This window comes from Bradyrhizobium zhengyangense, assembly GCF_022012435.1.
Lineage (GTDB): Bacteria > Pseudomonadota > Alphaproteobacteria > Rhizobiales > Xanthobacteraceae > Bradyrhizobium > Bradyrhizobium zhengyangense.
The window spans coordinates 229,241-242,714 of sequence record NZ_JAKLUA010000009.1 but is presented as its reverse complement, the minus strand read 5'-3'; the positions used below and the strand labels follow the sequence as shown (position 1 = coordinate 242,714).

Below are 13,474 nucleotides of genomic sequence, written 5' to 3'. Positions count from 1 at the left end.
GCACCTGAGTAGCACTTTCACACGAGGAGAAGCTGCCGGAAGCTCAATTTTGTTGATTCTTGAGACCGGCGCTGCCCTCCTGCGCTGCAAAAAAGATAACGATTGATAGCCATCTCGATTTGCCGATGGAGCGTCATCGCGGCTGAACACCGGGGCTTGCCTACGACCGGAAGGGTAACTTTGATTCCTGCATCGACAAAGGTCTTTCTCAAGCTTTCCCTCTGCGCGTCGGACATTGGTGTGTCGCTGTACTCCTCGATCCGCCAGATGATCGCCGTGGAGACGCACACCCGCTGGGCCACTTCCTTGACGGACCAGTTCAACAGGCCGCGGGCGGCACGCAGATGCCTGCCGCTGAGGCCCTCATGCCAGCGATACAGCCCGTCTGCTCGCTGCAAGCGGCATTCGACTAAAAAGGCTGTGCGGTTTCGACCGAAACCGCCCATCCGCGCAGAGCTGCCTCGTGGTCGTCAGGCAATGTAAGCTCCTGGCCGGAGTTGCAGCCGGGCTTGGAGCATCTCGTGCACGACCATGCGTAGAGCCTCGCCGCAGTCCGGATCGACATCAAGATGGCTCGACAGACGTTTCAGGGCGAACGGACTGTTCTAGCAGACAGCAACGCGTACGTTGTTTGTCGCGCCTATTTGTCCGAATGGGAGGCCAAAGACCACGACGGCCAAGTCGCCGGACCGCACATAGCCTTCCCGTTGCGCTGCCACGGCCGCGATCCGGGTTATTTCTTCATGGCCGGAGGGATCGCTGGCCACGACACTATGGACGCCCCACAACAGGCACATGCGTCGCGCCACAATGTCGTCTGGCGTCAGAGCAAGAACGGGGATCGGTGGTCGTTTGCGCGAAATGCGGGCTGCGGTCGTCCCGCTCGCCGTGAAGCCGATGATGGCTTTGGCCTCGATCGTGGCGGCAAGATCTGCGCCTGCCGCTGCGACAGCGTGTGGAGGGGTAATCTCTTCGTCGACTTGCGCAGCCCTGATCAAGGAGCGATAGAGACGATGTTGCTCCGTACTCCGGATGATACGATCCATCATGGCGACGGCTTCGGCCGGATAAGCGCCGTTTGCCGTTTCGGCTGATAGCATCACAGCATCGGCTCCATCATAGATGGCGGTCGCAACATCGGAGGCTTCCGCGCGCGTCGGCGTCGGCGCTGCCACCATGGAATCAAGCATTTGGGTTGCGACGATCACGGGCTTTGCGGCCATTCGGCAAGCACGAATGAGCTCTTTTTGTCGGCCAGGCACGTTTTCCGGGGGAATCTCGACCCCAAGATCGCCGCGGGCGACCATGAGGGCGTCGGACAATTTGATGATATCATCGATGTGATCAAGCGCCATTGGCGTTTCGATTTTGGCGACGAGGCCGGCTGCCTCACCGATTAGAGCTCGTGCCTCAATCAGGTCTGAAGGCTTCTGAACAAAGGACAAGGCAACCCAGTCGACGCCCAGCTCTAGGCCGAAGACGAGATCGTCACGATCCTTCTTGGTCAGGGGGTAGATATCAAGCAACGCTCCCGGCACGTTTACGCCTTTTTGATCGCGGATCGTTCCACCGACAATGACGCGCGCTATCATGTCGCCATCGCCTGGCTTTTCGAGGCTTAGGCGAACACGGCCGTCATCGATGAGCAGATTTTGACCTGGATACGCAGCTACAAAGATCTCCGGATGTGGCAGAGGGATCGCCTGCTTTCCGCCTCTTGCTCCGTCCAGAACAAAGCGGACCGTTTCGCCGGCCTGCAGCGTGAGCTCACCCTCTTCAAGCGAACCGATGCGCAGCTTCGGGCCTTGCAGATCTTGTAGCACGCCGATGGGTCGGCCGAATTCGCGCTCGAGCGCGCGAATGGCGGTAAAGGCGCGCGCGTGATCGTCTTTGGTGCCATGACTGAAGTTCAGGCGGAATGTATCGGCACCTGCAAGATCGAGAGCACGGAGTTGGTCGAGCTCGACGGTTGCCGGGCCGATGGTTGCGACGATCTTGGCATGGCGCGAGCGGCGCATCAAAAATCAAACCCCTTGGATGAGCCGCCTTCGAGCCAGCCGCTCCTGGCGAAAGCCAATGCTTCGTCGATCACGCGCTCGCCCCATGCAAACGATGTCAAGCTCCAGAAGCGGCAGCCTTTGTCTTTTGCTGCGTCGCCGATAGGATGGCGTTGACAGCCCGGTACGCGAACACAATCGCAGGCCCGATGGTGATGCCTGCTCCTGGATAGATGCCGCGCATCGGGGATGTCATGTCGTTGCCGCAAGCGTAAAGGCCCGCGATGGATCTTTCCTGCCCGTCTAGGACCTGGCCGCAAGTGTCGGTTGCCAGGCCGGTGGCCGTGCCGAGCGTTGCCGGAACGATTGGAAGCGCGATAAACGGGCCTGTCTTGATGGGTCCGAGATTTGGGTTTTTCTTGCTCACGGCCGGATCGCCGAGCGTGCGATTAAAGGCGGATTCACCGCGTTTGAACAGCGGATCGCGCCCCTCAGCAGCGTGCGTGTTGTGCTCTTCGACGGTCTTTTCAAGCGCAGCCGGATCTAGCCCCAGCTGTTTGGCAAGTTCAGGAATTGTCCGGCCGACCTTGATGTACCCAAGGCGCGCATATTTTCCGATCCTCAAGGTCCAGGGCCAGGGCAGCAGATGTCCCATACCTCTCAACCGTACGAACTCCAGGTCGCAGATGAAGTAAAATCGCTTATCTGCCGGATAGCCGCTGGTGAACATCGCCAGGCAAATGTCGTGATACGAATTGGATTCGTTGACGAAACGCTTGGCATCCGGCCCCACTGCGATGACGCCGGGACGGCCGCGATCGAGCCAGCCATAGGGGACCACTTGGGAGGAGCTGCCGCTCTTGAGAATTGAGACGGGAGTCCAAAAGCCGGCAGAGGCGACATTGTTGTCAATCGCAGCTCCAAGCCTGGACGCCAGGGAAATGCCATCGCCCACAACGTCCACATGGGCCAGCGTGTCATCGTGCTGGTGGGGACCGCTGAGGCTGGCTCTTAACTCTGCGCTGCGAGCAAATCCGCCCGTTGCGAGGATGACGCCATGCGAGGCGCGCACGCGAAGGTCGGAACCGTTCCGCTTGACGACGGCTCCGGTGACACGCCCATCTTCCCTGATCAGCTCTATCAGCGGGGAGCCAGGCCATATCTCGACGCCGTGCTTGCGCAGACTGACGACCAGGCGCGCGATCAGGGCGTTCCCTCCGCTGAGCTCTGTCCCGCGCCTGTGGCCCAGCCGGTCACGCGCGTAGCGACCGACACGCCGCAAGACGTGTCTGAGGGCGGCAAAGGATTGGAAGGGATTGAGGAAGCTTCTGACCTCGCTGGATGAGATCATCATTCCACCAAGCACAACCCGGATGGGATCGCCGATCAGATCGAAATCGGCTCCGAGAAGGCGCCCATCATAGGGAGCCGGGCTCAGTGCCCGGCCCTTGTCGACGCCGCCGATCTGGCTCGAATGATAATCGGGCGCCGAGGCCAGCGTGAAGTTGACCTCTGTCCCGTCCTCAAGGGCGGCAAGTGCAGCTGGGCCGTCCTCGAGATAAGCATCGATGAAGCCTGCCCGGTAATAGGTGCCAAGTTCGTGCTGCAGGTAGGTCCTTGCCTTCGCAAGCGAGTCGTCGATCTTCGCTGAGCGCGCCTGGGGTGAGCAAGGAACCCAGATCATACCATTGGAAAGAGCTGTCGTGCCGCCGAGCCGGGCGGATTTTTCGCAGACAGTGACGCGCAGTCCTGCTTTTGCCGCATAGAGGGCGGCCGAGAGCCCGGCTGCACCACTCCCGACTACGAGAACGTCGGTTGCCCATTCGTGATCCGCCCTTGCGCTTCGGGCGATCGCCACGGTCATGCCCTTGCTTGATTGGCCCATCGGTGTGTCCATTCCAGCCTCGCTGCGATTTCTTGGAACTGAGGTCAGTGATGTTGGGGAAGCGGGACGGCTTTGAATTCCTCGGCTGCCGCCTTTACTGCCCGTTCGATCGGAATTCGTTCGATGGAGGAGGCGCCGACAAATCCGACGCATTGCGTCGACCGGTACACCTCGGCCGTATCCGCGGGCTCTGCGATCGCACCACCATGGCAGAGCAGGACAACGTCGGAGCGCCCGCTCCTGGCCGCGGCGTTGATGTCGTTGATGCGATTGATCGCGTCTTTGACCGACCGCCCTTCCTCATGGCCAACGAGCCCGCCCCGTGTGGCGCCGACATGAGGGATGATGCAGTCGGCCCCGGCGCTTGCCATCGCCTTGGCATCGTCCGGGTTTGCGACATAGGCGAGCGAGAAGATGTTCTTCTTGCGCGCAGATGCGATCATCTCGACTTCGCGTTCGAAGCCGAGCCCGACGCGGCCGCGGCGGTCGCGCCATTTGTCGCCCATGGTCGAGATGGTGGGATAGTTGATCACGCCTGAGAAGCCGGCCGCCCAGAATTTGTCGAGCAACGCATCGAGATCGAGCCGAACGGGATCCCAGGCCTCAACGCCGCCGATCACGGGGATGGAAGAGACAACGTTGCGGATTTCTGCGGCAAGCTCGAGCGTGCGCGCGTTGGAGTCTCCGATCCGGCTGGTCGGAAGCCCCATCAGGCGCGACAGCCCGGTAGAGTAGACCACCAGCATGTCCGCGCCCCCGAGGACAGCGCATTTGGCCACCAGGCCGCAGCTGCTGCCTGCGGCAAGAACCGCTCTGCGCTCGGCCACCTGGCTTGCGATCTTCGCTAGGATTTCGCTTCGCTCAAACATCCGCATCGCAGTCAGCCTTCCTGCGCCAATTGCTCGAGGATCCAACTCGCGGCCGCCTCGGCAAATTCGGGATCGTTGATGTGACAGTTCAATTCGCGCACCGTGATTTTGGGCGGCAGATTGTTCTTGACCGCGTCCAGCCAAGCGCGGTCGGCATTGCAATCACGGAACACGCCGCCGTCGCGGTCGTAGTCGGAGACGCCTTTCGCCGGCCAGAGCACGATGGCTGGCGCTTCGGCCCGCGACAGCCGCTCGGCCGTAAGCCGGCCGATGCTTGCGTTTTCGGACGGAGTTGTGCGCATGAGCGTGGTGTAGCGAGTATGGGAGTAGAACTGGCGGCAGCGAAACTGATCGGGGACGCTGGATGGTGGACCAAAATTGACCATGTCGACTGCGCCTGGCGCGACGACCTGCGGGATTGATCGATCCGCGGCTGCCTTGAGCCGATCCGGTCCGGCGCTGGCGGTGCCACCGACGATTTCGTCAGCAAGCTCGGTTGTGGTCAGATCGATTACAGCGTCAAACTCACCGGCCGCGATTAGCTGTTCCATCTTGCGCCCGCCGGCCCCGTTAGCGGGGAAAACGATCGCATCGAGGCCGGCCTCTCCAAGACGTCTTACGCATTGATTGGCCGCCGGCGTCGTAACTCCGAAGGCCGTGATGGCGACGATTTTCTTCCGTCTCCTCTGACGGGATGGCTCATATTGCATGGCGGCCACGGCGCGGCCGGCATTGTCCAGCACGCGTTGGGTGAAGGCGTTGATCCCGAAGAGGTCGACAAGGGTCGGATAGAGGATGATGTCGTTATGGACGGCCAGTTCGGCGAGCAGTGCGGGCCTGGCGCTACTCACAAGGAGCTTCGGGAAGCCATATGGTAAATCGCGGACGACTTCGCCAAAGACGGCGCTGCCCTTGCCACCCGCAATTCCGACAATTGCGCTGATCGCGCCTGATTGGCGAAGATCATCGACCATTTTGCGGGCCGATTGGGCAATGTCGTTCAAGAGCTCGACGGGAGAAACGGCGCGGCCGCCATCTGTCGGCTCTTTGTCCGACCCTGCCTTGGACGTACCGACGTCTAAGACCACCGTCGTGCGGCCCAGGCCTTCGATGACGTTTCGGAGATAAGATGCTTCTGCGCCCTTCGTATCGAGCGTCGCCACGATTGCAACGGCGCCAGCGGCTCCGACCTTGGGCGAGCGCCCAAGCCTGGCCGACTTCGCGTCGTCGGTGCAATGGTGCGACACGATCTTTCCTCTCCGATCCTGCTTGATACGAATGGTCTAAACGCGGCCGAGACGCTCAATAAGTGCCGCGCCGGGGAGAGTTGGGTAATATTGGGTAGATGTCTCGAAGCGCTCGGGAGCGCACCGGTGGCTCTAGCCAAGGTTGCCTGTCCTGTCTGCGGCGTGTCTTCCCCTCTCCTCTTCCGGCATCTTCTGTCCGGCGTCCTTTCGGGCCCATGAGACGCACGCGGTGCGCAGCAGGCGAAGGTCATCTCCGCCAGCCCTTGGGACGCTGTTTCACCCATTGCAAAAAGTGCCAAGTGGCGGGCGGGTGGACAGCTCGCGCGGTTCAATGCCTGTGAATTGAATTCTAAAAAGAGACCGCTGCTGGAGCTCTCCAACAGCGGCGTAAGTCGAGGGAGGAAGCAGACGAGGCCGGCCTGCCAGCGGATAGATGAGACGTCGTCGGAAGCCTGACGTGCCTAGATGTCGTGCAGATCTCTAGACCGAACTGAAATGCCGTATAAGATCAGTGCGATGTTTAAATGGGTAAGATTGGGTAGAGGCGGTTGAAGCAAAGAGCAGTCGGCGAGCTCATTTCAAGCAGGTCGGACACGCGCGAGGGTTATTGCCTAGCAATCTATGCGCCGGCTTTAGGGAGCCTTCCGGAAGGCTCCATGCTGGTCATGGCGACCTTGCCCGTCGTTGACTGGAACGATTGTCTGTTACGGGATCTGCGCACGTTCCGAAAGGAGAGATCTGCGGGTGTTTACGCCGCGATCGTCATGATCGATCCCTTCGCGTGCTGGGAGGATCTTGCCGATGCGTTGAAAGAGGCCGGGATCAAGGGGATCATCAACTTCCCGCCGGCGTCTCTCATTGAGCGGTCAACGACAGGGACGCCCATTGAAAGCGGACAGGAGATCGAGCTTCGACGTCTGGAATGGTTTGCCAATTTGGACTTCAGGGTGTTGTTCGCGACGGACGACATCTCTAAGACCGCAATGGCCGAGCGGCGCATCGGCTCGCATCTGGCCGGCCTGGTCCAGATGCCGGAAGAAGCGCTCAAGTTCGTGATTGGCGATGGCGTCGATTTGGTAAGCGCCGGGAAGCGAGGAGCGCCGGTGGCGAAGTTCGCGCTTCTGAGCGGCACGAAGCCGCCAGCGCGAAAATAATGAGGAGCAGAGCTACTCCAGGATCCGCAGCTTCTTGATCTTGTTGTAGAGGGTCTTCCTGGAGAGTCCAAGGGACTGGGCAGTTTTTCCGCGGTGGAGCTTGTTTCGTTTCAGCCCTTCGATGATCCACTCGCGCTCGGAGAACACATTTGTCCGTTTCACGGCCGATGACGCGGTCAGCAAAGGCCTTAGGACGTCAGCCGTAATGTGTGACAGTTGCAGCGTCACCAGCTGGTTGACGATTTGGCGCAACTCTCGCAGGTTTCCCGGCCAATCATGCCCGGCAAGCGCCAGGAAGGCAGAATTCTCTATTCCCAACGTCGGCGCGTTTGAATCTCCCTTCGCTTCCACCGTGAAATGCTGGACCAGTTGGGGAAGGTCTTCGAGCCTGTCCGGCAAGGCCGGCAGGGCAATGTCAAGCCCGGTAAACAGGGCAAGAAGCCGAGGACAGAGCACGGTTTGAAGGCTGGCGCTGCGAGCAATTGTCGCTGTTGCAATGATCCGTGCGTTGGACCGCACGACCGATACCCCGTTCAGGGGTGCAAAACCGCCGGTCTCGAGGTAATCAGCAAGACGCTCCTGGCCATCCCGCGGCAGTTGATCCAGATGCAGCAGCAGGACGGCAGTGCCGTTTGCAGCTTCAAGAATCGATAGTTGGCGCTTCCTGGTCTCGTCGCGCTCCGCGCCGAACAATGCACCGATGTTGCCCGCTGCCGGCCCCGCGCGGCACTGGAAGAGCGCAGCCTTTGTATGTTTGCGGTCGCTGAAGCTGTGAACGAGATTCGCTATCCTGCGTTTTCCCGAGCCCGTTTCGCCCCACACGAGCACAGGATTAGGATTGGCAGCCAGGCGTTTGGCGGTCTCGAGCACCCGCTTCATGACTGAGGATTGGGCAATGACGCCGTGCCTGAACCCGCTCAATTGGAGCTGACGCTCGAGCAGATCGACTTTCTCGCGCAAGAGATGAATCGTCTTGAACCCGGATGTGACCTCGAGGACCGACATCTCCAACGGGACCCGGTCCAGCGAAGAGCCGCCTATGAAGCCCTGGACGCCCGTTTCGCGGCAGATATCGAGGAGTTCGTCCGGCTTTGTAATGGGTCCGCCGCCGAGTAGACAGATGACGTTCTTGTCGGTGGAGTGCGCCACCCGTGTCACGGCGCTGGTCCGCGCTGCGAGCTCGGACTGGCTGATCGATGGATCAGATCCGCTTTCGACGCTGCGATTGAGATTGAAGTTGATGCAGATCGCCTCAATGCCTGCCTCGACCATGCGCCGCGCTTCGGCCTGGGAGCGGGTATAGGCAATCGTCATCAAACCGCGTTGACGGGCTTTTGTTAGAAGTTCGATTTCTCGCTCGTAGCCGAGGCCAGATTTCTCGAGCAAGGACCTTCTAAAATCGTCGATGTGGATGACGGAGGGGAAATTGGTAACCCCTGTAAAGCCCCATCGGATGATCCGGTCGAGGAAGCGATCGAGATCGAGGCGCGGATCGAAGGTGCATGCGCCGAAAAAGACCGGCAGTTTGGTGCTGGGCAGGATCTCGGTTCGGCCGAATCCGGCGACGAATTCGTTGCTATCGCGGATGGGCAGGATCGAGGCTGGCGAGGAGCCGCCCATGGCGCGAAAACGGCCAGCGTTGAGCGCAAGGACAAAATCTGCACCCGCCCGTTCGGCCGCCCTTGCGGTCATGCCCGAGCCGATGCCTGCCCCGAGCACGAATGAACGGGAATTGCGGAAGAACTGCCTGATTCCTGCGTTCTTGACCTGCTCTACCCGGTTGTGCATACCGGCCGCCCCTCCTGTGCGGCAGGCCCGAAAATTAGCTCCAATTTGCCGGTGCGTGCAACCGCTGCAGGGCCTTGCCGTTGGCCGTGAACAGGTGGCAATCGGCTGGTGAAGCCGCAAGGCGGACCTTGCCAGATCGTTTGGCTGGCTCGAGCCGTGGCGCTTTGGCGACCACGGCTTCCTTGCCCGCGTTGCCGTAGATGTAGGTGACGCTGCCAAGGTGCTCGACGAAATCGACGTCCAGCTCGAGAGCGATCTCTTTGTCTTCTGCCGGCTGCGAGAAATCATCGGGACGGATCCCGAGCGTGATCGGCTTGCCGACCAGCAATTGATCCGGCCGAACGGGGACCGAGACGGTCGAGCCCGCGTCAAGCCTGACCTCCACCCCTGTCTCGTGCGCGGCCTCGATATGACCGCCCAAAAAATTCATCTTAGGCGAGCCAATGAAGCCGGCGACGAAGCGCGACGCCGGGTAGTGATAGAGCTCGTGGGGGCTCCCCACCTGCTCGATATTGCCGTCCTTGAGCACGACGATCTTGTCAGCCATGGTCATGGCCTCGACCTGATCGTGAGTGACGTAGATCATGGTGTTTCCAAGCTGCTCGTGGAGCTTGGCGATCTGGACCCGCATCTGCACCCGCAGCTCGGTGTCGAGGTTGGACAGCGGCTCGTCAAACAGAAACACCTTGGGCTCGCGGACGATGGCCCGCCCGATCGCCACGCGCTGGCGCTGGCCGCCGGAGAGCTGCCGTGGCTTGCGATCGAGCAAATGGTCGATCTGCAATAAGGACGCGGCCTCAGCGACACGCTTCCCGATCTCCGCTTTCGTCGCTTTGGCCATCCGCAAGGGGAAAGCCAGGTTTTCCCGGACGGTCATGTGCGGATAGAGGGCGTAGCTCTGGAACACCATGCCTAGATTGCGGTCGGCCGCGTCCACGTCGTTGACGAGCTCATTGTCGATGAAAAGCCGTCCTCCGCTAATCGGCTCGAGACCGCCGATCATGCGCAGCAGGGTCGACTTGCCCGACCCTGAAGGCCCGACGAAGACGACGAATTCGCCGTGATCGATGGTGAGGTCGATATTGCGCAGGATCTGGATAGTGCCATAGGCCTTGTTGAGGCCTTCCAGGCGAACATTGGCCATCACGCTCTCCTCTGCCGTACGGTGTCTACACCAGCCTTCACGGCGATTTCTGAAAGGCTGGACACGGTAAAGTCGGCTGGCAGCAGCGCGGCGTCCTTGCGAGGTGGGACGCCTGTCGTGACGAGCACGGCAGGAAGGCCGGCGCGCTTGCCGGCCTGGATATCTGTCTGTATCTGGTCGCCGATCATCAATGTGGATTGACGTGGCGTTCCAAGCCGCGAAAGCGCGGCTTCGATCATGTGCGTCTCGGGTTTGCCGACGATCAGAGGCTGGACTTGAGTTGCGGCTGCAACTGCCGTGATCATGGCCCCTGCCCCTGGTTCGAAGCCGTCCGCAGTCGGCAAGAGAAGATCAGGGTTTGTGCCTATGAACACGGCGCCGCCCAGGATAGCCGCAGCAGCAATTCGCAGCTTGTCATGCGTAATCTGGCGGTCGAGCCCCATCACCACGACTTCAGGCTTCGCATCGGTGACTTCGAGGCCCGCCTCCTCGATCGCTTTGGCAAGGGATGGCGCGCCGATGACAAAGGCCCGTGTCAGTTTCGGGTATTGGGCGCGAATGAGCGCCGCGGCCGTGATGGCGCTCGTCACGACCTGCCTCGGGGAGATCGAAAGCCCGAAACCTCCGACCTTGCGCACAACATCTTCCGGCGTGTGGGTCGAATTGTTAGTGACGAAGCAGAAGGGAAGTTTTGCCCGCTGCCAGCTCTTGAAGGCTTCGATGGCGTCCGCGATCGCGGCGTTCCCCCGGTAGACCACGCCATCCAGATCGGAAATGACACCGGCGATCTCGGGCCATTGAAGCTGAGTGCCGGACTTAGCCATTCATCAGCATCCCGCCGTTCACGTGAACGATCTGGCCGGTCATGTAGGAGGCCGCAGGGCTTGCGAGAAACACGGCAAGGCCGGCAATGTCGTTCGGCAATCCAACCCGTCCCAATGGGATTCGGCCGCTATGGCGGGCTTCCGTCTCCTCACGCGGACGGCCATGCATGGGGGTGTCGATGATCCCCGGTGCGATTGCATTCACATTGATCTTGAGCGGCGCGCATTCATAAGCAAGGAGCTTTGTGATGTCGTGAACGATTGCCTTGGAGAGGCAATAGTCCGCCCCTCCGGCCTGATAGTTGAATACGGCGCCTTGCGAAGACAAGGAGGAACCGACATTGACGATGCGGCCGCCCTTGGTTGTCATGAAGCGCTCGATCGCGAGCTTCGAGCAGCGGAGGATTGCGACCGAGTTGATCTGGATTGTGCGTTCGATCTTGTCGGCCGCCCCGCTGAGGAGCGGCTGGGCAGATTTAACGCCGGCATTGTTGACGAGCACGTCGAGCCGGCCGAATCGTTTTCCGATCTCCTCGAGCACGCGCGCCACGTCCTCTTCGCGCGAAACGTCCATGGCCATCGGCAACACGCCATTGCCATGGGGAAGTCCTACCAATGTCTGCCTGAGGCTTTCGAGATTGGCGTCGGTGGCAACGACGTTGGCCCCTCCTGCCCGAAACGCATTCACAATGGCAGATCCGATGCCGCCCCCTGCCCCTGTCACGAGCACCGTTCTGTCTGAGACTGAGAACTGTTCGGTCATTCCAACTCCAAGATCGTTTGTGATTTGAGGAATTCATCGACCTCTGCTGCCAGCGGCATTGAGGCCTGCGCCCCGCGGCGCGTTACGCACAGGGCAGCAACGGCTAGTGCTCGTCTGACCGAATCCCTCAGAGGCAGGCCTTGAGCGAGCGAAGCGGCAAAAGCGCCATTGAAGGCGTCCCCGGCGGCCGTGGTATCGACGACTTTGACGGGAAAGGCACGCAGCGCAAACGAGTGCGCCGCGTCGGCATAGAAGGCGCCCTGCGCTCCCAGCGTGATCAGTGCGGCTTTGGGTCCGAGGTGCAGAAGCTTGGACGCCGCCACTGCGGCGCTGTCGAAATCGGTCACCTCTACCCCGGTCAGCTCGAAGGCCTCGGTCTGGTTGGGGGTCACGTAATCGACTTGTCGCCATGCCGCCGGCGAAAGCCCGGGTCTGACCGGCGCCGGATTAAAAATGAGTTCGAAGCCCTTCTCGCTTTTCATTTCAAAGAGCCGGTTGAGGGCGGAGATGGGCAAGCCCATTTCGGCAACAACGAGCGCGCCTGGCGCGATGAATGCGGCCGCGCTCTCAACCATGGCCGGCATCACATTCAGATTGGCGCCCGGATCGATCACGATCATGTTCGAACCGTCGTCTCCCACCAGGACGAGGGCCGAGCCGGAGACCTCACCGGCACAAATGGTGATGGCCTCAGCACGGACTCCGGCTTCGCGCAGTGACTGCAAGAGGGACTGGCCAGCCTCGTCCCCGCCAAGACGGGTGTAGAATAGGGGCTTCAGTCCAAGCCGTGCGGCCGCTACGGCTTGATTGGCGCCCTTCCCTCCAGGATTGCGGTTCAATTTGCCCATCAAACTTTCACCCGGCGTTGGCAGCCGCTCGACATTGAAGCAGAGGTCGAGATTGGTCGTTCCAAAGAACATCAAGGGCCTGGGATTCATTTTACTGCCCCGAAAGTGAGACCACGTTCGAGGTGGCGCTGGCCCATCACGATCAAGATCACCGGAATGATCATGGTAACGACCAGTCCTGCAGCCATGACGGGATAGAACTGCACCCCCGGATTGAGCAGCTTGAGTAGCGCGACGGTCACCGGCGCCTTGGTGGAGCTCAGGATCAAGCCGAGCGCGAAGTTGTGCCAGGCCAGCAGAAAGATCAGCAAGGAGGCGCCGATCAGGCCGGGCTTGAGAAGCGGCAGCACGATATGCAGAATGACCCTGACAGGTTTGGCCCCGTCCATCGCTGCAGCCTCCTCGATGTCCTTTGGAATATCCTCGATGTAGGAGCGGCTCAACCACACGATCATAGGCAGCGTGACGACCTGGTAGACCCAGATCATGCCGAGATAGGTGTCGTAGAGTCCGATGGTCTGGAACACGTTGAAGAGCGGGATGACGACGAGCAAGGCCGGGGCGAACCTGAAGCCAAGAATGAAGAAGGCGATGTCCTCCTTCATCGGGATGTCTCGCCTTGCCAGAACGTAACCGGCGGGCACGCCAAGGAGCATTGAGACGAAAACAGATCCGAGCGCGATGGCGACGCTATTTGTCACTGGCGTGAGGAAATCAACCTTGATGGTGCCATAGCTTGTCGCGCCGGCCTGCGCGGCGTCGAACAGCACCCGGAAATTCTCAAGCGTCGGCGAGAAGATGAACTTGGGCGGCCAGGCCATGACCTCGCCCTGCTGTTTCAACGACATCAGCAGGATCCAGATCAGCGGAAAAGCGAGAGTGAGCGCGCAGATGCCAACCAGCAGATTGAGAGCGATATTTGTCGATCCTGAGCGATTTAGGCGCATGTCGCGTC

The 13,474-nt window shown here is 60.6% G+C and carries 12 protein-coding genes; 1 reads left to right on the top strand and 11 read right to left on the bottom strand.

All coding sequences use genetic code 11. The features are described 5' to 3' along the window. Positions 1–17 precede the first annotated feature (17 nt). The 5 genes from L6637_RS26350 to L6637_RS26330 all read right to left on the bottom strand — a co-directional run bounded on the left by L6637_RS26350 (position 18) and on the right by L6637_RS26330 (position 5,914). Positions 18–398 carry a helix-turn-helix domain-containing protein gene (locus tag L6637_RS26350; RefSeq protein ID WP_128929490.1) on the bottom strand — a complete coding sequence of 127 codons (381 nt, stop codon included), beginning with the start codon at positions 396–398 and terminating at the stop codon, positions 18–20. Positions 399–605: 207 nt separating this feature from the next. Then, the gene (pyk, locus tag L6637_RS26345; protein WP_128929489.1) at positions 606–2,018 is read right to left on the bottom strand and encodes a pyruvate kinase; all 1,413 of its coding nucleotides are present in this window, start codon (positions 2,016–2,018) and stop codon (positions 606–608) included. A gap of 97 nt (positions 2,019–2,115) precedes the next feature. Further along, positions 2,116–3,894 carry an FAD-dependent oxidoreductase gene (locus L6637_RS26340; RefSeq protein ID WP_232995567.1) on the bottom strand — a complete coding sequence of 593 codons (1,779 nt, stop codon included), beginning with the start codon at positions 3,892–3,894 and terminating at the stop codon, positions 2,116–2,118. 32 nt (positions 3,895–3,926) lie between these two features. After that, complete coding sequence (locus L6637_RS26335; RefSeq protein ID WP_232995566.1) at positions 3,927–4,751, bottom strand: phosphoenolpyruvate hydrolase family protein; 825 nt, start codon at positions 4,749–4,751, stop codon at positions 3,927–3,929. Positions 4,752–4,762: 11 nt separating this feature from the next. Beyond that, positions 4,763–5,914, bottom strand: coding sequence for a Tm-1-like ATP-binding domain-containing protein (locus L6637_RS26330; RefSeq protein ID WP_128930139.1), 1,152 nt, complete (start codon positions 5,912–5,914; stop codon positions 4,763–4,765). A 740-nt stretch (positions 5,915–6,654) separates the two neighbouring features. Between L6637_RS26330 and L6637_RS26325 the strand changes: the two genes are divergently transcribed. Then, the gene (locus tag L6637_RS26325) at positions 6,655–7,152 is read left to right on the top strand and encodes a hypothetical protein (protein ID WP_232995564.1); all 498 of its coding nucleotides are present in this window, start codon (positions 6,655–6,657) and stop codon (positions 7,150–7,152) included. Between the two features lie 12 nt (positions 7,153–7,164). On the opposite strand, the gene L6637_RS26320 is transcribed toward L6637_RS26325, so the two are convergent. Genes L6637_RS26320 through L6637_RS26295 form a run of 6 tightly spaced genes read right to left on the bottom strand, consistent with a single transcriptional unit; the run spans position 7,165 to position 13,466 of the window. Beyond that, complete coding sequence (locus tag L6637_RS26320) at positions 7,165–8,940, bottom strand: phosphoenolpyruvate hydrolase family protein (protein ID WP_128929487.1); 1,776 nt, start codon at positions 8,938–8,940, stop codon at positions 7,165–7,167. A gap of 34 nt (positions 8,941–8,974) precedes the next feature. Then, positions 8,975–10,084, bottom strand: coding sequence for an ABC transporter ATP-binding protein (locus L6637_RS26315; RefSeq protein ID WP_128929486.1), 1,110 nt, complete (start codon positions 10,082–10,084; stop codon positions 8,975–8,977). Then, positions 10,084–10,908 carry an HAD-IIA family hydrolase gene (locus tag L6637_RS26310; protein WP_128955161.1) on the bottom strand — a complete coding sequence of 275 codons (825 nt, stop codon included), beginning with the start codon at positions 10,906–10,908 and terminating at the stop codon, positions 10,084–10,086. The genes L6637_RS26315 and L6637_RS26310 overlap by 1 nt, the downstream gene beginning before the upstream one ends. Beyond that, positions 10,901–11,671 (bottom strand): SDR family NAD(P)-dependent oxidoreductase, encoded by a 771-nt coding sequence (locus L6637_RS26305; protein ID WP_128929484.1) that lies wholly within the window; start codon positions 11,669–11,671, stop codon positions 10,901–10,903. The genes L6637_RS26310 and L6637_RS26305 overlap by 8 nt, the downstream gene beginning before the upstream one ends. Next, a complete protein-coding gene (locus L6637_RS26300; protein ID WP_128929483.1) occupies positions 11,668–12,609 on the bottom strand; it encodes a ribokinase in 942 nt (313 codons plus the stop codon). The genes L6637_RS26305 and L6637_RS26300 overlap by 4 nt, the downstream gene beginning before the upstream one ends. Continuing rightward, the gene (locus L6637_RS26295; protein ID WP_128929482.1) at positions 12,606–13,466 is read right to left on the bottom strand and encodes a carbohydrate ABC transporter permease; all 861 of its coding nucleotides are present in this window, start codon (positions 13,464–13,466) and stop codon (positions 12,606–12,608) included. The genes L6637_RS26300 and L6637_RS26295 overlap by 4 nt, the downstream gene beginning before the upstream one ends. Between the last annotated feature and the right edge of the window lie 8 nt (positions 13,467–13,474).